Here is a 26,523-nt window from a genome sequence, read left to right as displayed (position 1 = left end):
GCCCACCTAACCGGCTAGCGTCTGCCCAGTGGATCGGGCGACTTTCGCAAAGCCCTCGCATGCGCGGGTGATGACAATCGAAAGCGTGGCCCGGCTGTGCCCCTTTACGCCGGCGGCTGAAACGTCCGCAGCGTGCGCGCCTTGTAGTCGTAGAGCTTGCCGGTTTCGGTCCACTCGGGCGCGCACATCGGCACGATGAATTCGGCGGCCATGTCGGGCGTATCCAGCGTCATCGGGTCTTCGCCGGGAAACACCTGCGCGCGCATCCGGGTGCGGATCGGGCCGGGGCTGAACAGGTTGACGCGCAGCGGCGTGTTGGCGGTCTCGTTGGCCCAGGAGCGCACCAGTGCGTCCAGCGCGGCCTTCGAGGCCGCATAGGGGCCGAGATAGGCGCTGGCCTTGTGCGCCACGCCTGAGGTCACGAACACCGCGCGGCCGGCGTCGGACTGGCGCAGCAGCGGGTCCATGCAGCGGATCAGCTGGAAGTTCGCGGTGACGTTGATCGCCATCACGTCGTTCCACGGCTTCAGCTCGATATGGCCGAGCGGCGACGAAGGGCCGGCGGTGCCGGCATTGCCGACGAGGATGTCGAGCTTGCCGTGGCGCTCATGCAGCGCGAGCCCGAGCCGCGCGATGCCGTCGTAATCGGTGAGCGAGAGCGGCACCAGCGTGGCGCTGCCGCCGTGCTTGCGGATCTCGTCGTCGAGCTCTTCCAGCCCGCCCTGCGTGCGCGCCACCGCGACGACATGCGCGCCGGCTTTGGCCAGCGCAACTGATGTCGCGTAGCCGATGCCGCGCGAGGCGCCGGTCACGAGGGCAATCCGGGAGGCGAGGGGTTTTGTCATGGAGGGGACTCTAACAAATCGTCGTCCCTGCGAAAGCAGGGACCCATACGCCGTGACGGCGATAATGGAAGAAAGTGGTCGTGTCTAACACTGTCACCAGCCATGCGGGCCGGTGGTTATGGGTCCCTGCTTTCGCAGGGACGACAGCGGTGTTGGCGTCAGCTCGCCTCCGCCAGCAGCGAGAGCTGGCGCGGCGAGGGCTCGGTTTCGCTCTGGTCGGTGAGGTGGGTCGGATAGGCGCCGGTGAAGCAGTGGTCGGCGAATTTCGGGCTGGCGGGATCGCGTCCCTCATAGCCCATCGCGCGGTACATGCCGTCGATCGACAGGAAGGCGAGCGAGTCGGCGCCGATGATGTCGCGCATCTCCTCGAGCGAATGGGTCGCTGCCAGCAGGCCACCGCGATCGGGCAGGTCGATGCCGTAATAGTCGGGATAGAGGATCGGCGGCGAGGCGAGGCGGAAATGCACCTCGCGGGCGCCGGCGTCGCGCATCATGCGCACGATCTTCTTCGAGGTGGTGCCGCGCACCAGCGAGTCATCGATCAGGATGATCCGCTTGCCCTCGATCGCGGCGCGGTTGGCCGAGTGCTTCATGCGTACGCCGAGCTCGCGCACGGTCTGGGTCGGCTGGATGAACGTGCGGCCGACATAGTGGTTTCTGATAATGCCGAGCTCGAACGGCACGCCGGAATACTGGCTGTAGCCGACCGCGGCGGGCACGCCGGAATCCGGCACCGGCACCACGACGTCGACCTCGGGATGGCTCTCGCGCGCGAGCTGGGCGCCGAACGCCTTGCGCACGTCGTACACCGAGCGGCCGCCGACGATCGAATCCGGCCGGGCGAAATAGATGTACTCGAAGATGCAGGGCCGGGCGGGCTTCGGCGGGAACGGCTTGTGGCTGTGCGCGCCTCGCTCGTCGAACACGATGATCTCGCCGGGCTCGATGTCGCGGACATATTTGGCGCCGATCATGTCGAGCGCGCAGGTCTCCGAGGTCAGGATCGGACGGCCGTCGAGATCGCCGAGCACCAGCGGGCGGATGCCGAGCGGGTCGCGCGCGCCGACCAGCTTCTTGTTGGTCAGCGCGACCAGCGCATAGGCGCCCTCGATGGTGCGCAGCGCCTCGATGAAACGGTCGATGAAACGGGTGCGCTTCGACTGCGCGACGAGATGCAGGATGACCTCGGTGTCGGTGGTCGACTGCATCATGGCGCCGCCCTTGACCAGCTCGCGGCGCAGGGTGAGGCCGTTGGTCAGGTTGCCGTTGTGGCCGACCGCAAAGCCGCCGGCGCTGAGCTCGGCGAACAGCGGCTGCACGTTGCGCAGGATGGTGCCGCCGGTCGTGGAGTAGCGGACATGGCCGACCGCGGCGTTGCCGGGCAGGCGCTCGATCACCTCGCGGCGGGAGAAGGCGTCGCCGACCAGGCCGAGGCGGCGTTCACTGTGAAAGCGCCCGCCGTCGAAGGAGACGATGCCGGCGGCTTCCTGGCCGCGGTGTTGCAAAGCGTGCAGGCCGAGCGCGGTGATCGCGGCGGCCTCGGCGTGGCCGAAGACACCGAACACGCCGCATTCCTCGCGGAGCGTGTCGCCATCTAGGTCGGGGTGGTACCGGAGATCGTCTTCCCGGAGATGTTCCTGCAATTCCGTCGGGCCGAGGTCGAGATCCATCTGGTCGGCGTGATCGGAAGGGGTTTGCATCTCGTTCATCGCCTCTCGTAAGGGCCCAAATAAGTTATCGGCCCGCGGGTTTCTCGATCAGCTTTTTCAAGCTGTCACGCGCAGGTTTGCTATAGCCATCACCCGACGCCGGCGTCGCCTGATCGTTGGTATCGGCCGCAGAATCGTCGTCTGGCTTATTCTTCTTGAACTTCTTTAAGATGGTGTTCTCGGGGTCGTCAGGCAAGAGCGACATCAGCCAATCCCCGGTTCCCTGCAGCACCACCCGGGACTTCGCGCCGGTCACCCAGTCGGGCCGCTGCTTGTCGGGAACCAGCCAGGTGAAGAACATGAACGCCACGACCACGATCAGCAGGCCGCGGGCGAGGCCGAACAGGAAGCCGAGGGTGCGGTCGAGCGCGCCGATCCGGGAATCCAGGATCATGTCCGAGATCCGCACCGTGATGATCGAGACCACGATCAGGGTGCCGATGAAGACGCCGGCCACCACGACCACGGCCGCGACCGTGTCATTATTGAAGTAAGTCTTGGCGGTCGGCAGCAGCTTGGAGAAAGCATACAGCGTGACCAGCGCGGCGGCGCCCCAGGCCGCGATCGACAGGATTTCGCGCATGAAGCCGCGCACCATGGCAAGCAGGCCCGAAATCAGCATCACGCCGAGCAGGACGAGATCGAGGATCGTTATGGGCATCGGCTGGTCAGGTCCGCTGGTACGTTTCGGTACGCTGTTAAGGGCTTACGCTGTTAAGGCTCTCGCGAATCGGCGTCTCGGTGCCGTCCAAACTGAGGCGCATCGGGGGCATCCGGCAAGACCGGAGCGCCACCTGTCCCGCGCGGCGGATGTATAGCGGCGAGGGGCTGTGACGTCACGCCCGCTTTAGCTCGTCTCACGACGGAATCGGGCCGGTGTGGCATTTTTCTCAGCCGCATCAGTGCCCCGGGAGCGGCTTTGGTCGCCGCCCGGCTCGCGCCGGCCGCCCCTGGGCGTCCCGCGTGCCGCAATTTCCGCGACCAGCGTGGTCAGATTGCCGACGCTGTTGAGGGTAAGCCCGGCATCGCCGCCGCCGTCGCCGCGGGCCGATTCGGGCAGAATGGCGCGGCCGAAGCCGAGCTTGAGGGCCTCCTTGAGCCGGGCCGGGGTCTGCGCGACGGGCCGGATCGCACCCGACAGCGAAATCTCGCCGAAATAGACCGCATCCGTCGGCAACGGCGCATTGACCAGCGAGGAGACCAGCGCGGCGGCAGCGGCGAGGTCCGCGGCCGGCTCCTGGATGCGCAGGCCGCCGGCGACATTGAGATAGACGTCATGTCCGGACAATTTGACGCCGCAATGCGCTTCCAGCACCGCCAGCACCATCGACAGCCGGCTCGGGTCCCAGCCGACCACGGCGCGCCGCGGCGTGCCGAGCGAGGTCGGCGCCACCAGCGCCTGCAACTCGACCAGCACCGGGCGGGTGCCCTCGATGCCGGCGAACACGGCGGTGCCGGGGCTGCCGAGCTCGCGCTCGGAGAGGAACAATTCCGAGGGGTTGGTGACCTCGCGCAAACCGAGCCCGGTCATCTCGAACACGCCGATCTCGTCGGTCGCGCCAAAACGGTTCTTCACCGAGCGCAGGATGCGGAACTGCTGCGAACCCTCGCCCTCGAACGACAGCACCGCATCGACCATGTGCTCGACCACGCGGGGACCGGCGATCTGGCCGTCCTTGGTGACATGGCCGACCAGGATGATCGCGGCGCCGGTCTTCTTGGCGAAGCGAATCAGCGCCTGTGCCGAGGCGCGGACCTGGGTCACGGTGCCCGGCGCGGATTCCACGGTGTCGGTCCACATGGTCTGGATCGAATCGATCACGATCAGCCGCGGCACCGCGCCTTCCGACAGCGTCGAGACGATGTCCTCGACCGATGTCTCGGACGCGAGCTGCACCGGGGCGTCGGCGAGCCCGAGCCGTTCGGCGCGCAGCCGCACCTGCGCGACCGCCTCTTCGCCGGAGATATAGACCGCGCGGTGGCCGGCGCGCGCCATCATGGAGGTGGCCTGGGTCAGCAGCGTGGATTTTCCGATGCCGGGATCGCCGCCGACCAGCAGCACCGAGCCGCGCACGAAGCCGCCGCCGGTGACGCGGTCGAGTTCGGTCATGCCGGATGACAGCCGCGGAGCGTCCTGGGTCTTGCCGGACAGCGATTCCAGCGCGAACGTCCGCCCCTTGCGCTTGCTGCGGATCGAGACCGGCACCGAGCCCGTGGTGTCTTCCTCGGCCAGCGTGTTCCACTCGCCGCAGGAGTCGCATTTGCCCTGCCAGCGATTATACGCCGCGCCGCAGTTCTGGCAGACGAAGGAGAGGGTGGATTTGGCCATGGGGGAGAGCTCGATTCCGTATCCCCTCCATAGCACGGATCAGGAGATGGGAACGCCGGGGGGCGTCGTCGTGCTCAGCCATGTTCGATCAGAGTCGGTTCCGAGGCCCCGATGCCGATCGTTGCTTCAGGACGCGAACCGCGATCGCGGCGGCCGGCCATAGCTGCAGCCTGTAATGGTCGTCGCCGTCAAGGCCGTCTTCCGACAGCGTGTCGAGCGCGCCGTAGGACACGCGCACCCGATAGCACCCGGGCGGGGTCTCAATACGCATGGCGTCAGGGAAGTAATCGGTGCAGCCGGCGATCACGATGCGTCCCGACGCGACGTCGAGGCTGGCTTCGACCACGTGATCCCAGTCCGCGGAATCATCGTCCGGCTCGCGCTCCAGAAGATGCACCGCGACCGGGACATCCATGTTCCGCACAGTTCCGATCCCGACCGTCCCCGGCGCGATCGCGAGCAGCCGGTCGAAGGCGTCCTCTGTCCACGCCTCGGAAAGATCGCCGGCTGCGGGTTCATCCTGGATGTAGAACTGGAAGTAGTCGGCGAACAGCGACAGTTCGAAGGATTTCATGTTTCAGCCCTGCGTCTGGAAGAATTGCCGGGCGATCTGCTCCACTTCGCGCCACGAATTCGCCAGATGTACCGCGCCTGCATTGCGCAGGACTTCGTCGTGCCCGTCGCGGATACGGCTCGCGGCGCACAGGCCGATTGCGGTCATGCCGGCCGCCACCGCTCCCTTGATGCCGCCGGCGCTGTCCTCGATGACGAGGCACTCGCCGGGTTTTGCGCCGAGCTTCTCGGCGGCAAGCAGGAAGATATCCGGATGCGGCTTGCCGCGCGCGACCATGTCGGCGCTGAAGACGCGGCCGTCGAATTCCGCTTCCAGTCCGAGGACCGAGAGGCACAATTGCAGGCGCTCCATCGAACTGGACGAGGCGATGCATCGCGGGATGGCGGAGAATTTCCGAATGAAGTCGGTGGCGCCGCTGACCTCCTTGAGGTCGCTGCGCAGCCGGTCCAGCGTGGCGCGGTTGAACGCGCCCAGGAAATCGGTCGGCACCGGTCTTCCGATCGCGGCCTCTATCTCGGCGATAACGTCGACCCAGCGTTTGCCGGAATAGCGGCTGAGTGCCTGATCGAGCGTGGTCGGATGTCCGAGATCACTGACGGTCTTCGCCAGCACGGTGTTGGCGATGGCCTCGCTGTCGGCGATCACGCCGTCGAAGTCGAAGATCAATGCGCCCACGCTCGTAGCCCCCAAGCAGACGCCGCCGTCCTAGCAGAACCGGGCCACCATGCGCGCGACACTTTCTGTTGCAGACTATCTCAGCGCCGCGCGTTGCCTTAAAGCGGCACCGTGGGGAATCAGCGGGAGAAGACCCGCGTTCCGGCCGGCCACCGCGGCTTGTCGCTCACCGGGCTTGCGCCGATCTCCCACCCGACGCCGCCCCAGAGCACGTCGACGGCGCCAAGCTCTCCGGCGATATCGCGGACGTAAAACACATTCGGCTTCGAGCTGATCTCGAGGGAGCCGCCGCTGCCGTTGGGCTGCTGCTTCAACGCGCACCAGATATCGGCCAACCGGCTCTCGTGGCTCTGACCCAGTTTGGCCAGGATCTCGTTGTCGCTCGAGGCGGCGCTCAGGACGTAGGATTGCAACGATGCGCCGCCGGCATCGTCCTCGACCTTGTTCGCGAAGCGTTTTGCGAAGGTCGCGCCCAGCCAGGAGATCTTGACCGGAGCGCTCGACGCGATGTCTTCCTTGAAATGCTCTTTCGCGATGAACTTCTCGACGTGAGGTATCGCCGAGGTCGACGACGGATCGGAAGGTTCCACGGCTTTCGGCTGTAGGGAACATGCGACGCGGTCAGCGCCGACAGCCGATTGGCCGGGTTTCGTATCGTCCGCGGCGACGCTGAAGCCTTGTGCTGCCAGAAAGAAGATCAGCGACAGGGTAAGGCTTAGCTGACGCATCTTGTTATCCCTGTCTCCGTTGAGTTTGCGAAGACAAGGTAAACCACACCTTGTAGATGTAAATTAAAGATCGTGTTTCTGGTTAAGGATAAAAAGTAAGCTCAACTAAAACGAGAATTTGAATCAAATGCTCTCCGGCGTGTGGAACCCGAATATTGCTCTCGGCCGCCGCGTCTAAAGCGCGATGAGATGTCGCGTTTTGGATTCCTGCTTAGACATCATCTTTTCGGAAAACCGCTTCACACTTTTCCGGATCATGCTCTAGACGCGGATGTCTCGCCTGGACAGCAGCAACGTAGGATTCTCGCGCAGCACCGAGCCCGTCGGCAAAGCGCGGCAGCATCTTGCCTGCGCGCGCAGCGGATCGGTCCAGCTCCAGCGAACCCGCCACGACGGATTGTTCGCGTAGGCTGGAATGCGCCAGACCCAGATCGTTTCGTAAACGCTGTCTCCGAAGTGCTCGACGTCGGGCTTTGCTGTCGGCCACAACGCAGAGCCAGCAACAGCGAACGTCACCGCCGCCGCGGTCGTGATCATCATCTTGCGCATCGCGCGTCTGCCTTTCTCGCCTGCCGGACTTCCGACAACCCGCTAGTCCCAATGCTTCGACTTGCGATCCCGAATCCGTCAGGCCGACATCAGACGTCGAGGTGCGCGCGCGATTGCGCACCTTGTGCTGCCTGACTCCTGGGGATTCGCATCCGGGTCGTCGATAAATCCCGTGATGCCTGCTAGAGCAAAGTGCTTGTCCGCAAACGATCGAGTGCAAGTAATGAGCTTGTCATAAACGCAGTCGCCGGATGGTGGCAATCCGGATAACACCGGGAACCGGGCGCCCAACACGGCTCTTTCGGAGTACAACGTCCAGGCGCGTCGACCCCCGTAAAATCACGACATGCCCGCGAGCCTACGCCGCCATCGCCGCCCACAGCAGCGCCGTGCCCGCAGCGAGCACGATGCCGTCCATGATCAGGCGGAACGATTCCGGCTTCATCTGCAGCACCAAACGTTTGGCGATGAAGGCGCCGGCCATCAGCGAGGCGCCGGCGATCAGGCCCTTCAGCGCGATATCAGGCGTCAGCGCGCCGAAGCGTTCGAACGTCACCGACTTGCTGACATAGAGCCCGAGCGAGCTTGCCGCTTCAGTGGCGAGGAACGCGCCCTTGTTGAGGCCGTAGAACAGAAACAGCGGCACGCTGAGCGGGCCGGTCGAAGCCACGATGCCGGTAAGATAGCCGATGACGGCGCCGCCGATCATCAGGTGCCAGAGATTGGCCTTGAGTTTGTGTTTGGCGAGCCAGTGCCGCACCGGCACCATCGCGATCAGGAACACGCCGATCGCGATATCGACCGCGCGGGAGGGCAGTGCGAGCAGGGTGCGCGCGCCGAGAGCTGCGGCCGGGATGCCCGTGACCGAATAGGCGAGGCAGGCACGCCAGTCGACCTCGCGCCACCACGCCAGGATGCGCGACAGGTTGGCCATCACGGCGGCAACCGCCATGATCGGCACCGCCTGCTTCGGCCCGTACTGATAGACCAGCACCGGCATCAGCATGATCGACGAGCCGGTGCCGACGATGCCTGAGATGGTGCCGGCGACCAGGCCGACGATGAGGACGAAGAGGAAGCCCACCTGCGCGCTCCGGGAGATGGCGGTCAGCAGGTCATTGAGTTGGTGATCGATGACCGCGGAGAACGACCGATATTCGAACGGCTCAGCAATTGAGGCAAACAAGGATTGCCTTCGCATTCAGTCGTTACGCTATTAGCGGCGTCCCCGTCCGTTGCTCTTAAGCTTTGTAAACAATGCCGTCGCGCTGCCACCCGCCACGACCAAGATTGCATCCATAAATCGAGTTTGCATCGTGGTTGGCGGGTCGTGCGACAAGAAGGCCAGCGGAGCCGCCACGAGCAGGCAAATCACCGTTAGCGCAAAAAGAACCTTCGTGTCATTGTCGTCGAGCATTTTAGGTCGCCTCGCTGGCCAGTTCCTTCACGAGGCTAGCTCCACGTCTGATGCCCGGGTTGGTCAGCGTGAAGCCCTTCATTTTGTCGCCGGTGAATTCTGGGCCGCGGTTCTTGAGATGCGAAGCGTGATTGGCCTGATCGTAGCAGCCGATGCGCTCGCAAAACGCGCGGGCCTGCACATCATCAAATATCCGCTCGCCACCTGAGACCAAGTACTGGCCGAGCCCGGTCAAAATGTAAGTGTTGAGAGTTTGCTCTTTCTTCGATTTGCCGGGCGCATTGTGGAGATCGAACGATCCGTCGTCGTGGAAGTGGAAGGCTTGATCGAGCTCATCCTGTGAGACGTGATGTTGCTTCATCCAGGTTCCGATGAACGTCGCCCCTTTGACGTTTTGCGGCTCATCTTCAGCTTGTTCTGGCCGATTGGGCCCGCTTGAACTGTCGGGACCTTTTCGGGGTGCCGAGGACGTTTCGCCGAGAAAGGTCATCGCGGCATCAACAGTTCGATGGCGCTCTTCGGACGACAAGGGCGTTAGGGCAGCGATGATGTTGAATAGCGCTTTGCTGGCGTCGGGCTGGTGATCAGTCATAGCGTCTACGTTTCAAAATGGAATTATGGATCATAATATGGGTCCATATTGAAAAATGGAAGACCCTTCGGGGGAAAATTTGGCTTTTCCCGCCACTTTTATCCGCAAGCAACCATCGCATCTGGGGACCGGAGGTTCGTAAGGTGCGCCAGTGGGTAGCGCGCAAAGTGAGGGCTCCGCGCCGTTTCAGTCGTCTGTGGCGGCGGCGCCGCCACCACCGCCGACTGGAGCGGCTGCTATGTGGGCGCCTGCGGCGGTCTGTGGCTCGCAGACCGTGCAACAATTTCAGCGTCGTCCCGGCGAAGGCCGGGACCCATTACCCCGAATGCGAATTGTTGCGCGACGCTGTGGCCACAGCGTGTTTCAACAACGCTACCCTGTGGTTATGGGTCCCTGCTTTCGCAGGGACGACGGCGTTGTTGACGCGCGAGCGGGCCACTCACTTCAACACCACCCACGCCGGTGCGTGATCGCTGGCGCCTTCCTCGCCGCGGATGGCGCGGTCGACACCGGCCTTCGCGAGCCGCGATGCCACTTGCGGGCTGAGCAGCAGATGATCGAGCCGCAGGCCCGCATCGCGCGGCCAGCGCTGGCGCTTGTAGTCCCAGAAGGTGAACATCTGATCGTCCGGATGCAGCGTGCGGATCGCATCGCACCAGCCCTGGTCGACCAGCGCCTTGAACGCAGCGCGGCTTTTCGGCTGGATCAGTGCATCCTTGTCCCAGGACTTCGTCGGATAGATGTCGAACGGCGTCGGCGCGACATTGTAGTCGCCGGCGAGCACCACGGGGACGTCCTGCTTGAGCAGCTTGGCGGCATGCGCGCGCAGCCGCTTGAACCAGGCCAGCTTGTAATCGAATTTCGGTCCGGGCTGCGGATTGCCGTTCGGCAGATAGAGGCTGGTCACGACGATGCCGCGCACCGCGGCCTCGATGTAGCGCGCCTCGTGATCGCCGGCGTCGCCGGGCAGGGCGGTGCGGATCAAGACCGGCTCGGCGTTGCGCGCCAGGATGGCGACGCCGTTCCAGGTCTTCTGTCCCTGCCACACCGCGCCGTAGCCGGCCTTCTCGATCGCGGCAGAAGGAAACTCGGCGTCGCTTGCTTTCAATTCCTGCAGGCTGACGACGTCGGGCTTGGCCGATTTCAGCCAGCGCAGCAGGTTCGGCAGCCGCCGGTTGACGTTGTTGATGTTGAAGGTCGCGATCTTCATGCGCGACGATCGATCGGGTCAGCTGGCCGGCGTGGACGGCTCGGCAGGCAATGGCGGCGGTGCAGCGGGCGCTGCCGTCGGCAAGGCGGGAGGCGCCGCCGGCGTGGCGGCCGCCTCGCTCTTCTCGGCGACGGCCTCGCTCGCGGCGACGGCATCGCCGCCCTTGTAGATGCGGACGAAGCGGCGGCCGAGGCTGGTCAGCACCTCGTAGCCGATGGTGCCGAAATGATGCGCGACCTCGTCGACCGTGATGCCTTCGCCGATCAGCGTCACCATGTGGCCGCGCCGGACGGCATTCTTGTCGAGGTCGGTGACGTCGACCGCGATCAGGTCCATCGAGACGCGGCCGGCGATTGGGCAACGCTTGCCGGCGACCACGACCTCGGCACCGCGGGTGCCGTCATTGGCGCTGGCGGCGCGGAAATAGCCGTCGGCATAGCCGGCCGCGACGATCGCAAGCCGGGTCGGCCGGCGCGCAGTCCACGTGCCGCCATAGCCGACGGTCTCGCCGCGATCGATGTTGCGGATCTGCACGATGCGCGCCTTGAGGTCGACCACCTGCTGCATCGGGTTGTCGGCCTCCGGCGTCGGATTGACGCCGTAGAGCGCGCAGCCGGGCCGTACCATCTCGAACTGGAATTGGGCGCCGAGGAACACGCCGGAGGAATTTGCCAGCGAGGCCGGCACGCCGGTGAACAGGCTCGCGATCTCGCGGAAGCTCGCAAGCTGTTTTGCATTCGCGGGATTGTTAAGGAGTTCGGCGGAGGCGAGGTGGCTCATGACCAGGGTGATGCCGTGGTCGCCGGCATTGATGCGGGGGATAATGCCCTGCGCCTCGCTCACGGTGAGCCCGAGCCGGTTCATGCCGGTGTCGATATGAATGGCGGCGCCGCCGGACCAGCCGGAGCGGCGGCAGAACACGTCCCATTCGGCGAGCTCGTTGAGATCGCCGATCACGGGCTTGCAGTCGATCTTGGCGTAGGCGTCACCGGTCTGCTGGAAGAAGCCGCCGAGCGCATACACGGTTGCCTGCGGAACGGCCGCGCGCACCGCCGCGGCCTCCTCGACGGTGGCGACGAAGAAGGTCTTGCAGCCGGCCTTGGCCAGCGCCCGCGACACCTGCTCGGCGCCGCAGCCATAGGCGTTGGCCTTGACCACGGCGGCGCATTCCGCCGGTACCGCGGTCTTCTCGAGCTTGCGCCAGTTGGCGATGATGGCGTCGAGGTCGACGGTCAGGATGCCGGTGGCGGTCGGATGGGCCGCCAGCAGATTGGCTTCGGGCGTCAGCTGCGATTTCGCGTCGGTCACGATGTTCATGGTGCAGTTGTACGCGGGGGGCCTGCGGCGTTCAACCGGGCCGCGGGATCATCAATAGGCGCGATCCGGAACCTGGCCGTCGGGCGCGAGGTCGCCGAACCGCGTCACGCTGGCCTCGAAGTGCAGATCGACCGTGCCGGTCGGGCCGTGGCGCTGCTTGCCGATGATGACTTCGGCCTTGCCGTGGGCGAGCCCCATTTCCATCTGCCACTTCTCGTGCTCGGGGGTGCCGGGACGCGGTTCCTTGTTCGCGAGGTAGTATTCCTCGCGATACACGAACATCACGACGTCGGCGTCCTGCTCGATCGAACCGGATTCACGCAGGTCGGAGAGCTGCGGCCGCTTGTCGTCGCGGTTTTCGACCTGACGCGACAGCTGCGACAGCGCGATGATCGGAACGTTCAATTCCTTCGCCAGCGCCTTCAGGTTTGTCGTGATCTCGGTGATTTCCTGCACGCGGTTGTCGTTGCCCTTCTTGCCCGAGCCCTGCAGCAGCTGGATGTAGTCGATCACGATCAAATCGAGGCCCTTCTGCCGCTTGAGGCGGCGGGCGCGCGCGGTGAGCTGCGAGATCGACAGGCCGCCGGTTTCGTCGACATAGAACGGCAGCGATTGCAGCTCAATCGAACAGTCGCGGATCTTCTCGAAGTCGAGCTCGGAGATGCCGCCGCGGCGGATCGAGCTCGAGGGGATGCCGGTGCGTTCGGCGAGAATACGGGTGGCGAGCTGTTCGCCGCTCATTTCGCAGGAGAAGAAGCCGACCGAGCCACCGTGGATCGCCTTTGTGGTGCCGTCCGGTTGGACCTCGCCCTCATAGGCCTTGGCGATGTTGTAGGCGATGTTGGTGGCGAGCGAGGTTTTGCCCATGCCGGGGCGGCCGGCGAGGATGATGAGGTCGGACGGCTGCAGGCCACCCATGCGGGCGTCGAGGTCGCGCAGGCCGGTCGAGATGCCGGACAGCTTGCCGTCGCGCTGGAATGCCTTGGCCGCCATGTCGACGGCGATCGTCAGCGCTTGTGCGAAGCGCTGGAAGCCGCCGTCGTAGCGGCCGGTTTCAGCCAGGCTGTAGAGCTGCCGTTCGGCGTCCTCGATCTGTGCGCGCGGGGCGAAGTCGACCGGTGCATCGTAGGCGACGTTGACGATGTCCTCGCCGATCTGGATCAGGTTGCGCCGCAGGCTGAGGTCATAAACGGTACGGCCGTAATCCTGCGCGTTGATGATGGTGGTCGCTTCGGCGGCGAGGCGGGCGAGGTATTGGCTGATCGTCATGCCGCCGATGTCGGTATCGGCCGGCAGGAACGTCTTCAGGGTGACGGGGGTCGCGACCTTGCCCATCCGGATCAGGGAGCTCGCGGTCTCGTAGATCGTCTGGTGCAGCGGCTCGAAGAAGTGCTTCGGCTCGAGGAAGTCGGAGACGCGATAGAACGCGTCGTTGTTGACCAGGATCGCGCCCAGAAGGCTCTGCTCAGCTTCGATGTTGTGCGGCGCACTCCGATAGGTCGGGGATGCGGCATCGGGCGCGAGCTTGTGGACGTTCGAATCAATCAAGGCCATGGACGAGCTTATTCTTCTGATTTCGTCGTTACTGAGATTTTCGGCTGTGGGGCGGCGATCAAGCGCCAGCCCGGCGCGAAGCGAAAGGTCGGATGTTTCTTATGCACGATTCACACAACGCGATGTGGGAATCCGGGACCGCCGGATGCATTCCGCTTGACGGGGGTTTGCCCGGAATCGGGCGGAGGATGGCCCGGTCTGCGATGGCGTCGGCAAAAGTTCGGCGCGGCCTGAACCTTTTTTGCGGTTGCAGCGCCCAATCAGCAGCGAGGTTGGTGGTGGCCCCGGCTGCTCAGACCAGAATGAGGAAAGCCAGCGCGATCAAGGCGGCGGCCACGCCCGTTGCGATCAAGGCGTAGTCGGTCACGAGGTCGCGCTGCGGGTCCAACATCGTCTGATGCGTTTCTCGGGTCATTCCGGACCACTACGACAGCCCGGAACGGACCTCTGTGAAGCAGATCACATCTGCCGCATTTTCTTTGCGGCAGCTTCGCGGGAACGACCCGGCGGATTCCGGGTTGTCCTCGCTCAGGGAAGATACGGTGACGATGGCTCGAGAGTTTCAGACAGCACGATCAGGGCTTGGCCGAGCGGGCGGTGCGGACCGCCGCTGGCTGGCGGCGCTGGTCGACGCGATGGAGCAGGCGGCCCGTCCGGAGATCCGGAATGTTCCCTGTGATCGGAGGCTGGTTTCCGCCGCCGTCGCACATCTGGCGCGTCCGGCCCCAAGCTTCACCCATTGCGGGTCGGCCTTCAGCCTGCGCAACTAGCAGCACCATTTGTCGCGGATTTACTCGCCGGCGAGTTGCAGCCGGGGCTTTGCGGCGCCGGCTTCCTTGAGCCGCAGCCGGCCTTCCTCGCGCGCGATATAATCGCGGGTCATCGGCACGATGCCCTGGCGCTTGGTGAGCTGGAGCTGGAAGTTCATCATGTTCTGGACGCGGAACGACATTTCCGAGGCCGCCAGGTAGAATTCCCACATCCGGGCAAAGGCCTCGTCGTAGAGCCGCACGGCCTCCTCGCGCCGCGCCATGAAGCGGTCGCGCCAGGCCTTCAGGGTGTCCGCGTAGTGCAGGCGCAGGATCTCCATGTCGCAGATCAGCAGTCCGGCCTTCTCGATCGCCGGCATGACCTCCGAGAGTGCCGGAATGTACCCGCCGGGGAAGATGTATTTCCGGATCCAGGGGCTGGTGACGTCGGGACCGGTCGAGCGGCCGATCGAGTGCAGCATCATGACGCCGTCATCGCTCAAGAGCTCGGCGCAGCGTTTGAAGAAGGTTTCGTAGTAGGCGACCCCGACATGCTCGAACATGCCGACCGAGACGATGCGGTCGAACGGGCCGGGGATGTCGCGGTAATCTTGCATCAGGAAACGCGCCGATTGCGCCAGGTTCCGCTCCGCCGCCCGGGCGTTGGATATCTGCAACTGCTCGGTCGACAGCGTGACGCCGGTGACGTCGGCGCCGCTTATCTCGGCGAGATAGAGCCCGAGACCGCCCCAGCCGGAACCGATGTCGAGAACGCGCTGGCCGGGCGTGATCAGGAGTTTTGCGGCGAGATGACGCTTCTTGGCGAGCTGGGCGTCGTCCAGCGTCGCGTCCGGCGTCTCGAAATAGGCGCAGCTGTATTGCTTGTCCGCGTCGAGGAAGAGGGAATAGAGGCGGCCGTCGAGGTCGTAATGGCGGGCGACGTTGCTCCTGGAGCGGCCGCGCACATTGATCTGCTGGGCGCGCCGTCCGAGGAAGCGCATCCAGGCCTGCAACCTGGCGAAGTTCGGCAACATGGCCGCCTGGCCCATCAGGACGGCCAGCACGTCGGCGATGGTGCCTTGCTCCACCACGAACGTGCCGTCCATGAAGGCTTCGCCGAGGTACAGTTCAGGATCGATCAGAATGCGGACTTCGGCCGCTCTGGACATGAAGCGTACGGCGACCGGAACTCCCGTGCCGTCACCACAGCTGAATTGAGCGCCGCTCGCGGTCGTGAACGTGATCGAACCACGGCGGATGAAGCGCCCCAAGAAATATCGCAACAATCGGTCCATCGAAACACCAACGGAACGGCAAGCTGCACACCGACACCACCGGAGCTGATCACTCCAATGTGTCCCCAACCTCAACATAGGCAGGGAATTAAAGGCCGCTACTGCGTTGGCGTCAAAGCCGATATTCCAAAATGTGACAATTGCGTGGATGCGTCATGCGCGCGCTTCCATTCGCGTGATAATCGGCTACAAGGTGACCGCCGCGGCCGATCCATGAGGCGCAGGCGGCAATTTTTCCGGAATTTGGAGACTTAAGGAATGTTGAGCCGAGCCCTCAGTCTGGCGACGGTGGCGCTTCTGATTGGCCTGTCGGCCGGATCGGCGCGCGCGCAAAACCTCGAGGCCGGCAAGAGCCCCTCCCAGATTTTCGGGAGCACCTGCACGGCCTGCCACAAGAGCCCGCGCGGTCTCCTGAAGACGGTGCCGGCCGGTTCGTTGCCGGGCTTTCTGCGCCAGCACTACACGACGTCGAGCGACATGGCCGGCGTGCTGTCGTCCTATCTGATTTCGAACGGCGCCAACGATCCGCGCTACCAGGCCAAGGATCAGCCTAGGGGCTCCAAGCAGGGCGCGAGGGACGGCCGCCAGGAGGCGAACCAGTCTCCGGACCAGCCGGCCGAGCGTCCGTCTCGCCGGCATCACCAGGATGCAGTGCCGCAGGAAGGGGCCACGGAGGCGGCGAAGCCCGACGCCGATGGTTTGAACCCCGAAGGACGTCCCGCTCACCGCGGCAAGCGCATGGCGCGCCCGAGCGAGACGCCGGAGGGAGCCAAGCCGGACGACGGCCAGACCCCACAAGCCGCCGGCGAAGGCAAGCCGGTGCGGCAGAAGCACGGACGTCGCGGCAAGCCGGTCGAGGAGCCAAAGTCCGAGGAGGCGCCGAAGGGCGAGTCCGCGGGCGGCGAGCCAAAGGCCCAGACGGCCGTGAAGCACGAAGACAAGGAAGACAAGGGCGAGACCGAGAAGCCGGCGGCGAAGCCTGCGAGCCAGCCCGACGCAGCCAAGCTCGATGCGCCGAAGAGCAGCGAGCCTTCTGCTGTGCGTAACGACCCGGTTCCGCAGGTCACTCCGGCGCCAGCTGCGCCCGAGCCGGCCGCTGCGGCATCTCCCGCTCCGGCGCCCGCCGCGCCGGTAACCGCGGCCGCACCTTCGCCTCCGCCGCCTCCGCCGCCGACGACGTCGGGCTCCGGTACGCCGGAAGCGCCAAGCTCGAAGTAACTGCCGACGCCGGGCCTGTTTGGTCCGGCGTATTCATTTGACCGCCACTGGAGCAACACTCTAGAGTGTTGATCTAGCCAGTGATACGTCAAAGTGATACGTCAAGGAGACGCAGTGAGCACGGCGCGCGAAGATCTGCTGGCGGCGGGACTGGCGGTGTTCGACCGCGACGGTTTCGAGGGCGCGACGGTGGCCGAGATCCGCTCCCGCGCCCGCGCGTCCAACGGCAGCTTCTTCCACTTCTTCACCTCGAAGAAGGAGCTCGCCGGGACGTTGTTCCTGGAGATCCTGCAGGCCTATCATGCCGCCATCATCACTTCGGTCGACGAGACCTGCGGCGCCGGCGAGGGCGTTGCGCGGCTGATCCACGCTCATCTCGATTGGGTCGTGACCTCCAGGCGCGAGGCGCGCTTCCTGTTCGAGATTTCACGCAGCGAGTGGAGCGCGGAGGTGCGCGGCGCGCAGCGCGCCGAGAATTCCAGGCTCACTGACGGCATCGAGCGCTGGCGCGCGCCGCTGCTCGCGCGCGGCGATCTGCTGCCGATGAGCGCAGTGCTGTTCTTCAGCCAGATCATCGGGCCGGCGCAGATCTTCTGCCGCGCCTATCTGTCGGGCCGCCAAGGCGGCGATCCGCGCGAACAGGCCGAGACGCTGATCGCCTGTGCGATCCGCGCAGTGGTGGCGCCGGGTGCGCCGGAGCGAACAGGAGGGACGTCATGAACGAGATCGATCCGGATTTTGCGCCGATCGAAACGCGCATCCGCGACAATGTCGGCCGTCAGGGCTTTATGGGTCTTGTCGGTGCTGAAGTGGCCGAGCTGTCGCGCGGAACATGCACGCTCGCGGTCGATCGGCGGCCGGAATTGTTGCAGCAGCACGGCCTGTTTCACGGCGGGGTGACGGCGTTTCTGGTCGACAACGCCACCACGATTGCGGCCGCGACGTCGCGCGGCCAGCCGGCACTGACCGCCGAGTACAAGCTGAACCTGCTGTCGCCGGCATCGGGCGATCGCCTGATCTGCCGGGCGCGGGTGATCAAGCCGGGGCGTCAGGTCGCCGTCGTTGCAGCCGACGTGTTCTGCATCATCGACGGCAAGGAGAAGCACACCGCGACAGCACTGGCGTCGATCGCGATGCTCGACGATCAGGCGGCGGCACGAATCCAAAGCCCGGCCTGATGGGGCCGGGCTTGGTCGCATGTGGTCGGGTGGACGATGGAGAGAAGCTTACTTCTCTTCGGCGGCCGGAGCCGGTGCTGCTTCGTCGTCGTGCTGGGCTTCCGGATCGAAGAATTCGCCGGCGGCGGCGAGCGCTTCGGCGGCAGCGTCCTGGTCTTCCTGGCGGGTCGAGATGTCCTCGCCGCGCTTGATGCGCTCGGCCTCTTCGGCGGAGCGGGCGACCGTCACGGTGACGCTGGCCTCGACCTCGGGGTGAACGGCGATCGTCACCTTCCGCGCGCCGATCACCTTGATCGGCGAGTCGAGCCAGACCTGCGGACGGGCAACCGTCACGCCGTCGGCGGCGAGCGCAGCGACGATGTCGCGCACCGTGACCGAGCCGAACAGCTGGCCGGACTCGGAGGCCTGGCGGATGATGATGATGTCGCGGCCGTCGATCTTCTCGGCGACCACGCTGGCTTCGCCCTTGGCCTTGATGTTGTTGGCTTCGAGCTCGGCCTTCATGCCGTCATACTTGGCGCGGTTCGCCTCGGTGGCGCGCAGCGCCTTGCCGCGCTTCAGCAGGAAATTGCGGGCGAACCCGTCCTTGACGCGCACGACTTCGCCCATCTGGCCAAGCTTGGCGACGCGTTCGAGCAGAATGACTTCCATTTTCGTTCTCCTTTAGATGCAAAGTACGGGTTTAAGTGGTTGGTTCGAATCTCAGGCCGCGGGCAATGGCGGCGGTCTTGTCTGCAAGTAGCGCTGGCGCAGTCCGAACACGGCATCGGCGATGCCGAGCGCGAAGATGGCCACGATCGGCCAGCCGAACATGACGACCACGGCGTAGATGCCGCCGAGCCAGAAGCCCCGGCTGTTGAGCGATAGTGTCAGCGTGTGCAGGACCGCAAAGCCGACCAGCGCATAGCCGATCACGAGCGCCGTCGTGATGATTTGGGCGAGCAGCGCAAGCATGCCGCCAACGAAGCTGAGCGCCGTCGCCACCAGCAGCGCGACCAGCGTCATGGAGGGCAGCGCGGTGCTGCGCAGTTCCGGCCAGGGCCGGTTGAGCCGCCCGGAGGTCTGCGTGATCTTGCCGGCCAGCCACAAATTGAGCGTCAGCGTGACCATCGAGAGGATCGTTGCGGCCAGCGGCGCGAGGATCACCAGCATCTCGACCAGCCGTTCGATCTCACCGCTGCCTTGTCCGTCGCCGGTGCTGAGCACCTTCAGCAGGCCGCGGCGCAAAGCGCCGGTGATGGTATCGCTATCCGAGCCGAGCGTGAGCAGCGTCGCGGTCGTGGTGATCACGGCAAAGGCCGCGATCCAGAGCAGGATACGGCCGACGGGATACCATTCGAGCGCAGGCGGCTGCTGGGTGGCGTCGTCGCCGGCTGCGCCCTCGACCGGCCGTCCGAGCAGCGCGAGGTGGCCGAGCCACCAGCCGGGCACGGCGACCATCATGGCAAACGCGATGCCGTAGGGAAGTCCGAAGATCACGCCGAGCGCGGATGCCGCACCGACACCACCGATAGCGGCGGCGAGCGGTCCCCAGCCGAGTGCCGCCACCATGACGGGCAGCGGTGCGAGATAGAACAGCAATATCGAGATCGCCGCGCCCGAGGTGAGCGACGCGAACATCAGCGCCGACGCGGCGCCGGCTGCAAGTGCAACGATGAGTATCGCGATCATCAGCTGTCCCGCCCCCTTTGAGCGGTTAGGGGTTCTGCTTCGAGAACCCCAACCATCGGCGACCGGACGACCCGGAAGCCTTATGAGAAAGAAGCGGCCGGCGGCGCATGCCGCCGGCCGGAAACGATTACCTGATAACGTAGGGCAGCAGGCCGAGGAAGCGCGCGCGCTTGATGGCGCGGGCGAGCTCACGCTGCTTCTTGGCGGACACGGCCGTGATGCGGCTCGGCACGATCTTGCCGCGCTCGGAGACGTAACGCATCAGTAGCTTGGAATCCTTGTAGTCGATCTTCGGCGCATTCGCGCCCGTGAACGGGCAGGACTTGCGACGACGGAAAAACGGACGGCGGGCACCAGCATCAGCCATGATTCATTACTCCTCGGTCGCAGCTTCTTCGTCGCGCGGACGGCGCGGACCACGGTCGCCACGGAAACCACCACCCTCGCGGTCGCCACGGAAGCCGCCTTCGCGGTCGCCACGGAAGCCACCACCACGGTCATCGCGCTCGCGATCACGGTCGGCCTTGCGCATCATCGCGGACGGGCCTTCCTCGTGCTCTTCGACGCGCACGGTGAGGTAACGGATGACGTCTTCATTGATCCGCTCCTGGCGCTCGATCTCGGTGACGACAGCCGACGGAGCGTCGATGTTCATCAGCACGAAATGCGCCTTGCGGTTCTTGTTCATGCGGTAGGTGAGGGAGCGCACGCCCCAGCTCTCGGTCTTGGTGACCTTGCCGCCGCCCTGTTCGACGATGCCCGTCATCTGGGCCGTCAGTTCATCCACCTGCTGGGTGCTCGCATCCTGACGCGCGAGAAAAACATGCTCATAAAGAGGCATGGTTGTCCTTTCCTGTGTTGGCGCGGTTTCCGGCGACAAGCCCTTCGAGACCTTCGGAAAGGACTCGAGCTGCTCAGAAGGCGGGAGCACGGGACGACGGGCCGACTGGCCCTGCCACATCAAAATCAACGGGTGAATTTGCTGAGACCGTCCGTTCAGCTCCCGGCCGGAGCCCACGAATGGCGCGCTTATACGGATTTTGGCCGCGAAAGCAAGGGTTCGTGGCGTCCGGATTTGAGGGGAGGTCGTAGCCCTCCAGGCAATCAGGCGCAACATTGCCCGGTTCCCTGTTGATTTATTTGTTTGTATGTCATACAAATATCTCAGGGAGGATGATCGATGGGTTCGGAGACCGCCAGCGGCATGTCTGCGCCCGATCCGAAGCACGCGGTCCGCGCGACACGGTCGGCGGGGCGCAAGATGCGCTCGCTGCTGCTCGATGCCGCGAGCCGCCTGTTCAAGGAGCGCGGGCTCTCGGGCACCTCGATCTCCGATATCGCCGCGGCCGCCGACGCCTTTCCGAGCCAGATCACCTATTACTTCCGCACCAAGGAAGCGCTGTTCGTCGAAGCCGCCAGCCGCGACATGCTCTATCTCGCGCGCGCGACCGAGCAGGCCGCCCTGAAGGCTCACACGCCGCGCGAATACACCCACGCCTTGGCCGAGACCGTGACCGCGACCGACACGGTCGCGTTCTTCGCCGAGGCCCTGACCCTGACGCGGCGCCGGCAGGACCTCGCGCCCTTGGTCGAGCGCACCATCGAGCGCCTGCACAGCGAAGGCGCGCGGGCCTATGCGGGCCAGGTCGAGCGGCACGGCTGGCGTTCGCTGCGCGCGCCGGAAGAGAGTTCGCGGCGGTTCTGGGCGATTGCGATCGGCGTGATCGTCGAAGGTTTTGCGATGGGGCGTGCGCCTGAGGAGATGTGCCGCGAATTGCTGCGGGCGCTCGGCGAGCAGGCCACCGCAACATCGAGTTCGACCAATGATGCGACGCGGCTGCGCCTGGTCGGCGATCGCGACACTGCACCCTCAACGGACGGGGAGAAAAGCTCATGACCGCGCTTCGCATGCGAGCCCGCGATTTCCTCACCGAGGACGAACTGGTGGCGGTGCGAGAGCGCACGACATGGAAGGGCGCAGCCCTGATCGCGCATGCCTGGGTGCTGATCCTGGGCGCGATCGCGCTGGTGGCGTGGTGGCCCAATCCGCTGACCTATCTGCTTGCGGTCGCGATCATCGGCTCGCGCCAGCTCGGCCTTGCCATCCTGATGCATGACGGCGCACACGGCTGCCTTTCGGCGGACGAGAAGACCAATCTCGCGCTGAGCCAGTGGTTCTGCGCTTATCCGATCTTCGCGGAGACCCGCGGCTATCGCCGCTATCATCTGCAGCACCATGCGCGGACGCAGCAGGAGGACGATCCGGACCTCGTGCTGTCGGCGCCGTTCCCCATCACCAAGCTGAGCTATCGCCGTAAGTTCTTCCGCGATATCACCGGACAGACCGGCTACCAGCAGCGCAAGGCGCAAGTGCTCAACGCGATCGGGCCGAGGGAGTGGCCGCTGTCGCAGCGCGCCGCCAATTTCTGGCACAAGCTCGGGCCGCAATGCGTCACCAATGCGCTGCTGTTCGCAGGCCTCGCTGCCGCGGGCGTGTGGTGGGCCTATCCGCTGCTATGGCTGGTGCCGCTCTTGACCTGGATGATGGTGATCACGCGCATCCGCAACATTGCCGAGCATGCGGTCGTGCCCGACAGCTCCGATCCCCTGCGCAACACCCGCACCACGCGGGCCAATGTCATCGAGCGGCTGTTCATCGCGCCGTACTATGTGAACTATCACCTCGAGCATCATCTGCTGTTCTACGTGCCCTGCTACAACCTGCCGCGTGTCCACCGCATCCTCTGCGGAAGCCGCTATGCCGACCGGATGGAGGTCCAGCCGGGCTACGCCGCCGTGCTGCGGCTGGCGACGGCCAGGCCCGCCCAGGAGGATCGCCCGGGGCAATTGGTCAACAGCGCCCGCCGGGCGAGGGCCGGCGCCAAGGTTAACGCCGACCAGAATGCCGGCGGATTCTAGGGCCGGACCGGTTCGGCATCCCCAGGGGTTCCGCCCACGCGGCTTGACATCGCGCCCCCCAACGGTGTCTTACGGCCCGGTCTGAGGCCGGTTGCACGGCTTGATGCAAGAGATTGGCCCGGACCCGCCGTGGCGCGTTTCGCGCGAGGCGGATACCGTTTTCCCCTGCGGCAGGCGCGAGGCGCTTGCGCGGGGATCACGCTCAAAAAGGTAGGGATCGCCGATGACGGCAGCATTTACGTTTCCCGGGCAGGGCTCGCAGGCGGTTGGCATGGGCAAGGCCCTGGCCGACGCCTTTCCGGTCGCCAAGGCGGTGTTCGACGAGGTCGATTCTGCGCTGGGCGAGAGACTGACCGCGATCATCTGGGATGGTCCGGCGGAAACGCTGCAGCTCACCGAGAATGCCCAGCCGGCGCTGATGGCGGTCTCGATCGCCACCTTGCGCGTGCTCGAGAGCGAAGCCGGCTTCTCGGTCGGCCGCAACGCGGCGTTCGTTGCCGGGCACTCGCTCGGCGAGTATTCGGCGTTGGCCGCCGCCGGCAGCCTGACCGTCAGCGACACCGCGCGGCTGCTGCGCACCCGCGGGCTGGCGATGCAGAAGGCGGTGCCGGTCGGCGCCGGCGCGATGGCCGCGCTGCTCGGCCTCGATTACGAGGCGGCGGTCGCGGTCGCCAATGAGGCGGCGCAGGGCCAGGTCTGCCAGGCCGCCAACGACAATGGCGGCGGCCAAGTGGTGGTCTCCGGCGACAAGGCCGCGGTCGATCGCGCCGTCGAGATCGCCAAGACCAAGGGCGCCAAGCGCGCCATGCTGCTGCCGGTGTCGGCGCCGTTCCACTGCAAGCTGATGCAGCCGGCGGCCGATGCGATGGCAGAGGCGCTGTCCGGCGTCACCATCAAGGCGCCCGCGGCGCCGCTGGTCTCCAACGTACTGGCTTCGGCCATCACCGATCCCGACGAGATCCGCCGCCGCCTGATCGAACAGGTCACGGGCACCGTTCGCTGGCGCGAGTCGGTTGCCTATATGGCCGGGCAGGGTGTGACGCGGTTCTTCGAGATCGGCGCCGGCAAGGTGCTGAGCGGCCTCGTCAAGCGCATTGCGGACGGCGCGGTCGGCGTGTCCGTCGGCGGTCCGAACGATATTGCTGCAGCCAAGGATGCGCTGGCAGCGTCGGCTTAAAGCCGGGAGGGGAATTCGATGTTTGATCTGACTGGCAAGACCGCACTCGTCACCGGCGCAACCGGCGGCATCGGCGGCGCGATCGCGCAGGCGCTGCATGCCCAGGGCGCAACCGTTGCGATTTCGGGAACGCGGCGCGAGGTGCTGGACGGCTTCGCCGCCAAGCTCGGCGAGCGCGTTCACGTGCTGCCGTGCAACCTCTCCAGCAAGGACGACGTCGAGGCGCTGGTGCCGGCGGCGGAAGCTGCGATGGGGCAGGTCGACATCCTGATCGCCAATGCCGGCATTACCCGCGACAATCTGTTCGTGCAGCTGCGCGACGAGGATTGGGACGACGTCATCGCGGTCAACCTGACCGCGACCTTCCGCCTGGCGCGCGCGGCGACCAAATTGATGATGCGCAAGCGCTTCGGCCGCATCATCGCGATCACCTCGATCGTCGGCGTCACCGGCAATCCGGGACAGGGCAACTACACCGCGTCGAAGGCCGGCATCATCGGCCTGATCAAGACGCTGGGCGCCGAATACGCCAAGCGCGGCGTGACCGCCAACTGCATCGCGCCGGGCTTCATCAAGACGCCGATGACCGATGCGCTGAACGACAAGCAGCGCGAAACCATCCTGGCGAAGGTTCCTGCGGCGCGGCTCGGAACGCCCGAGGATATCGCCGCGGCAGCGGTCTATCTGGCCTCCAACGAGGCTGCCTACGTCACCGGACAGACGATTCACGTCAACGGCGGGATGGCTATGATTTGAGCTACTTGCCGGTTCTCGCAATGCGGCGAAAAGCCGTTTTCGGGAGCCGGTTCAGGCGTGTAGTCAAGGCTTTGGAAGTATGGTAGCTGAACCCCCCGTGGATGGGCGAAGAACGCCATTGCAGGATTTTGAAACCCTGTATATTGGCGTGGCGACGCCTGCCGTTCGCCGGGGCTTTAGTCGGCTACGACCGGGCCGAATCAAGACTATGCGCGACTGAGTAATCGAGACGACCACGATGGCTCGTATCGTCTTGGGGTCGGGTCCAATGGAACAACGAGGTTGAACGATGAGTGAGATTGGCGAGCGGGTTAAGAAGATTGTGGTCGAGCACCTTGGTGTCGAGCCCGAGAAGGTGGTCGATAGCGCGAGCTTTATCGATGACCTCGGCGCCGACAGCCTCGACACGGTCGAGCTCGTGATGGCTTTCGAAGAAGAATTCGGTTGCGAGATTCCCGACGACGCGGCGGAGACGATCCTGACCGTGGGCGACGCGACCAAGTTTCTTGAGAAGAACGCGAAGAGCTGACGCCGATCGCGAAGTTGACGGGGCCGGACGGACCGCGATCGAGCGGTCCCCCGGCTTCTTATTATTAGCCGCGCATTGCTGGCCGGAGACGTGGAAATGAGACGAGTTGTCGTCACGGGGCTGGGCATGCTTACACCGCTCGGCTGCGGCGTTGACGCAACTTGGGCGCGTATCCTCGCCGGAGACAGCGGCGGCAAGAAGATCGACACCTTCGAAGTGTCCGACCTGCCGAGCCAGGTCGCCTGCTATATTCCGCGCGGCGACGGCTCCAACGGCACCTTCAATCCCGATCAGTGGATGGAGCCGAAGGACCAGCGCAAGGTCGACGACTTCATCGTCTACGCGATGTGCGCGGCCAAGCAGGCGCTCGACGATGCCAACTGGCATCCGAAGTCCGATGAGGACCAGTTCGCGACCGGCACGATGATCGGCTCCGGCATCGGCGGCCTCACCGGCATTGCCGAGACCGCGGTGCTCCTGAAGGAGCGTGGACCGCGCAGGGTCTCTCCGTTCTTCATTCCGGGCCGACTGATCAATCTGGCGTCCGGCTACGTCTCGATCGAGCACGGCCTGAAGGGTCCCAATCACGCCGTCGTCACGGCGTGCTCGACCGGCGCGCATGCGGTCGGCGATGCGGCGCGGCTGATCGCGCTCGGCGACGCCGAGGTGATGGTCGCAGGCGGCGCCGAATCGCCGATCTCCCGCATCGGCATCGCCGGCTTCTGCGCGGCGCGTGCGCTGTCCACCGGCTTCAACGACACCCCGGAAAAGGCATCGCGGCCCTACGACAAGGATCGCGACGGCTTCGTGATGGGCGAGGGTGCCGGCGTTCTCGTGCTCGAGGAATATGAGCACGCCAAGCGGCGTGGCGCGAAGATCTACGCCGAGGTCACCGGCTACGGCCTCTCGGGCGATGCCTTCCATATCACCTCGCCGCCGCCGGACGGCAATGGCGGCTTCCGCAGCATGAGCATGGCGCTGAAGCGCGCCGGCCTTGCGGCGTCCGATCTCGACTACATCAACGCGCACGGCACCTCGACGCTGGTCGGCGACGAGATCGAGCTCAGTGCCGTCGAGCGTCTGCTCGGCAATGCGGCGTCGAAGGTTTCGATGTCGTCGACCAAGTCCGCGACCGGACATCTGCTCGGTGCGGCCGGCGCGATCGAGGCGATCTTCGCGATCCTTGCGATTCGCGATAACGTGGTGCCGCCGACCATCAATCTCGACAATCCGTCGGTGCAAACCGCGATTGATCTCGTGCCGCACACGTCGCGCAAGCGTGACGTGAATGTGGCGCTGTCCAATTCCTTCGGTTTCGGCGGCACAAACGCCTCCGTGATCGTGCAGCGCGTGACTAATTAGTAGGTCTTTAGAGCGTTTTCGAGCGAAGTGGGTACCGGTTCGCGTGAAGAAAACGCGTCAAAACAAGAATCCAAAGTCCCGTTCCGATTCAGTCGGAACGGGACTTTAGAACTAGTCCACCGTTTTGCCGTATTCCGCGGTGACTCCTAATAGCGGGCGTATGCTATTGG

Annotated in this window: 29 protein-coding genes; 10 read left to right on the top strand and 19 right to left on the bottom strand. The window is 65.1% G+C overall.

Annotated elements, in window-relative coordinates; genetic code table 11:
- Nucleotides 1-104: 104 nt before the first annotated feature.
- From QDT69_RS08765 to QDT69_RS08700, 14 genes are all read right to left on the bottom strand, one after another.
- Complete coding sequence (locus tag QDT69_RS08765) at nt 105-845, bottom strand: SDR family NAD(P)-dependent oxidoreductase (RefSeq protein ID WP_279706172.1); 741 nt, start codon at nt 843-845, stop codon at nt 105-107.
- Between the two features lie 158 nt (nt 846-1,003).
- Nucleotides 1,004-2,515, bottom strand: coding sequence for an amidophosphoribosyltransferase (gene purF / locus QDT69_RS08760; RefSeq protein ID WP_279706202.1), 1,512 nt, complete (start codon nt 2,513-2,515; stop codon nt 1,004-1,006).
- Nucleotides 2,516-2,579: 64 nt separating this feature from the next.
- Nucleotides 2,580-3,215, bottom strand: a complete 636-nt coding sequence (locus tag QDT69_RS08755) for a CvpA family protein (RefSeq protein WP_021079832.1) — start codon at nt 3,213-3,215, stop codon at nt 2,580-2,582.
- Nucleotides 3,216-3,401: 186 nt separating this feature from the next.
- Nucleotides 3,402-4,883 (bottom strand): DNA repair protein RadA, encoded by a 1,482-nt coding sequence (gene radA, locus QDT69_RS08750; RefSeq protein ID WP_279706171.1) that lies wholly within the window; start codon nt 4,881-4,883, stop codon nt 3,402-3,404.
- 88 nt (nt 4,884-4,971) lie between these two features.
- Nucleotides 4,972-5,457: a hypothetical protein gene (locus tag QDT69_RS08745; RefSeq protein ID WP_279706170.1), complete on the bottom strand. Its 486-nt coding sequence runs from the start codon at nt 5,455-5,457 to the stop codon at nt 4,972-4,974.
- 3 nt (nt 5,458-5,460) lie between these two features.
- Entirely contained in the window at nt 5,461-6,132 is a 672-nt protein-coding gene (locus QDT69_RS08740; RefSeq protein WP_279706169.1) for an HAD family phosphatase, read from the bottom strand.
- Between the two features lie 119 nt (nt 6,133-6,251).
- The gene (locus tag QDT69_RS08735) at nt 6,252-6,860 is read right to left on the bottom strand and encodes a hypothetical protein (protein WP_279706168.1); all 609 of its coding nucleotides are present in this window, start codon (nt 6,858-6,860) and stop codon (nt 6,252-6,254) included.
- A 261-nt stretch (nt 6,861-7,121) separates the two neighbouring features.
- A complete protein-coding gene (locus tag QDT69_RS08730) occupies nt 7,122-7,409 on the bottom strand; it encodes a hypothetical protein (protein WP_279706167.1) in 288 nt (95 codons plus the stop codon).
- A 358-nt stretch (nt 7,410-7,767) separates the two neighbouring features.
- Nucleotides 7,768-8,493: a sulfite exporter TauE/SafE family protein gene (locus QDT69_RS08725; RefSeq protein ID WP_279706201.1), complete on the bottom strand. Its 726-nt coding sequence runs from the start codon at nt 8,491-8,493 to the stop codon at nt 7,768-7,770.
- A gap of 132 nt (nt 8,494-8,625) precedes the next feature.
- Complete coding sequence (locus QDT69_RS08720) at nt 8,626-8,826, bottom strand: hypothetical protein (protein WP_279706166.1); 201 nt, start codon at nt 8,824-8,826, stop codon at nt 8,626-8,628.
- Nucleotide 8,827: 1 nt separating this feature from the next.
- Nucleotides 8,828-9,418, bottom strand: a complete 591-nt coding sequence (locus tag QDT69_RS08715) for a hypothetical protein (protein WP_279706165.1) — start codon at nt 9,416-9,418, stop codon at nt 8,828-8,830.
- Between the two features lie 439 nt (nt 9,419-9,857).
- A complete protein-coding gene (gene xth / locus QDT69_RS08710) occupies nt 9,858-10,628 on the bottom strand; it encodes an exodeoxyribonuclease III (protein WP_279706164.1) in 771 nt (256 codons plus the stop codon).
- 18 nt (nt 10,629-10,646) lie between these two features.
- Nucleotides 10,647-11,945, bottom strand: a complete 1,299-nt coding sequence (gene alr / locus QDT69_RS08705) for an alanine racemase (RefSeq protein WP_279706163.1) — start codon at nt 11,943-11,945, stop codon at nt 10,647-10,649.
- Between the two features lie 51 nt (nt 11,946-11,996).
- Nucleotides 11,997-13,499 (bottom strand): replicative DNA helicase, encoded by a 1,503-nt coding sequence (locus QDT69_RS08700; RefSeq protein WP_050425454.1) that lies wholly within the window; start codon nt 13,497-13,499, stop codon nt 11,997-11,999.
- A gap of 449 nt (nt 13,500-13,948) precedes the next feature.
- Between QDT69_RS08700 and QDT69_RS08695 the strand changes: the two genes are divergently transcribed.
- Nucleotides 13,949-14,269 carry a hypothetical protein gene (locus QDT69_RS08695; RefSeq protein WP_279706162.1) on the top strand — a complete coding sequence of 107 codons (321 nt, stop codon included), beginning with the start codon at nt 13,949-13,951 and terminating at the stop codon, nt 14,267-14,269.
- A 20-nt stretch (nt 14,270-14,289) separates the two neighbouring features.
- Here QDT69_RS08695 and QDT69_RS08690 read toward each other — a convergent pair whose 3' ends face one another.
- Entirely contained in the window at nt 14,290-15,543 is a 1,254-nt protein-coding gene (locus QDT69_RS08690) for a cyclopropane-fatty-acyl-phospholipid synthase (RefSeq protein ID WP_279706161.1), read from the bottom strand.
- Nucleotides 15,544-15,801: 258 nt separating this feature from the next.
- Here QDT69_RS08690 and QDT69_RS08685 point away from each other — a divergent pair, with 258 nt between their 5' ends.
- The 3 genes from QDT69_RS08685 (at nt 15,802) to QDT69_RS08675 (ending at nt 17,939) form a co-directional block, all read left to right on the top strand.
- Complete coding sequence (locus tag QDT69_RS08685) at nt 15,802-16,761, top strand: hypothetical protein (RefSeq protein WP_279706160.1); 960 nt, start codon at nt 15,802-15,804, stop codon at nt 16,759-16,761.
- 114 nt (nt 16,762-16,875) lie between these two features.
- A complete protein-coding gene (locus tag QDT69_RS08680; protein ID WP_279706159.1) occupies nt 16,876-17,481 on the top strand; it encodes a TetR/AcrR family transcriptional regulator in 606 nt (201 codons plus the stop codon).
- A complete protein-coding gene (locus QDT69_RS08675) occupies nt 17,478-17,939 on the top strand; it encodes a PaaI family thioesterase (protein WP_279706157.1) in 462 nt (153 codons plus the stop codon). Before QDT69_RS08680 ends, QDT69_RS08675 begins: the two co-directional genes overlap by 4 nt.
- A gap of 48 nt (nt 17,940-17,987) precedes the next feature.
- On the opposite strand, the gene rplI is transcribed toward QDT69_RS08675, so the two are convergent.
- The 4 genes from rplI to rpsF form a co-directional block, all read right to left on the bottom strand.
- Nucleotides 17,988-18,590: a 50S ribosomal protein L9 gene (gene rplI, locus QDT69_RS08670; protein WP_279706155.1), complete on the bottom strand. Its 603-nt coding sequence runs from the start codon at nt 18,588-18,590 to the stop codon at nt 17,988-17,990.
- A 51-nt stretch (nt 18,591-18,641) separates the two neighbouring features.
- Nucleotides 18,642-19,610 (bottom strand): DUF2232 domain-containing protein, encoded by a 969-nt coding sequence (locus QDT69_RS08665; protein ID WP_279706153.1) that lies wholly within the window; start codon nt 19,608-19,610, stop codon nt 18,642-18,644.
- Between the two features lie 127 nt (nt 19,611-19,737).
- Nucleotides 19,738-19,977 (bottom strand): 30S ribosomal protein S18, encoded by a 240-nt coding sequence (rpsR, locus tag QDT69_RS08660; RefSeq protein WP_016844287.1) that lies wholly within the window; start codon nt 19,975-19,977, stop codon nt 19,738-19,740.
- 6 nt (nt 19,978-19,983) lie between these two features.
- Entirely contained in the window at nt 19,984-20,451 is a 468-nt protein-coding gene (gene rpsF / locus QDT69_RS08655; RefSeq protein WP_279706200.1) for a 30S ribosomal protein S6, read from the bottom strand.
- A 339-nt stretch (nt 20,452-20,790) separates the two neighbouring features.
- Between rpsF and QDT69_RS08650 the strand changes: the two genes are divergently transcribed.
- The 6 genes from QDT69_RS08650 (at nt 20,791) to fabF (ending at nt 26,353) form a co-directional block, all read left to right on the top strand.
- Nucleotides 20,791-21,507 (top strand): TetR/AcrR family transcriptional regulator C-terminal domain-containing protein, encoded by a 717-nt coding sequence (locus tag QDT69_RS08650; RefSeq protein WP_279706152.1) that lies wholly within the window; start codon nt 20,791-20,793, stop codon nt 21,505-21,507.
- Entirely contained in the window at nt 21,504-22,529 is a 1,026-nt protein-coding gene (locus QDT69_RS08645) for a fatty acid desaturase family protein (RefSeq protein WP_279706151.1), read from the top strand. Before QDT69_RS08650 ends, QDT69_RS08645 begins: the two co-directional genes overlap by 4 nt.
- Nucleotides 22,530-22,752: 223 nt before the next feature.
- Nucleotides 22,753-23,706: an ACP S-malonyltransferase gene (gene fabD, locus QDT69_RS08640; RefSeq protein WP_279706150.1), complete on the top strand. Its 954-nt coding sequence runs from the start codon at nt 22,753-22,755 to the stop codon at nt 23,704-23,706.
- A gap of 18 nt (nt 23,707-23,724) precedes the next feature.
- A complete protein-coding gene (gene fabG / locus QDT69_RS08635; RefSeq protein WP_024581467.1) occupies nt 23,725-24,462 on the top strand; it encodes a 3-oxoacyl-[acyl-carrier-protein] reductase in 738 nt (245 codons plus the stop codon).
- 289 nt (nt 24,463-24,751) lie between these two features.
- Complete coding sequence (locus QDT69_RS08630; protein ID WP_002716125.1) at nt 24,752-24,991, top strand: acyl carrier protein; 240 nt, start codon at nt 24,752-24,754, stop codon at nt 24,989-24,991.
- Nucleotides 24,992-25,087: 96 nt separating this feature from the next.
- On the top strand, nt 25,088-26,353 hold the full coding sequence (fabF, locus tag QDT69_RS08625) for a beta-ketoacyl-ACP synthase II (RefSeq protein ID WP_279706149.1): 1,266 nt from the start codon (nt 25,088-25,090) through the stop codon (nt 26,351-26,353).
- Nucleotides 26,354-26,523 lie beyond the last annotated feature (170 nt).

Source organism: Bradyrhizobium sp. CER78 (assembly GCF_029846235.1).
Lineage (GTDB): Bacteria > Pseudomonadota > Alphaproteobacteria > Rhizobiales > Xanthobacteraceae > Bradyrhizobium.
Note: the sequence above shows the minus strand (reverse complement) of the source record. Positions and strands in the feature narration are given on the sequence as shown.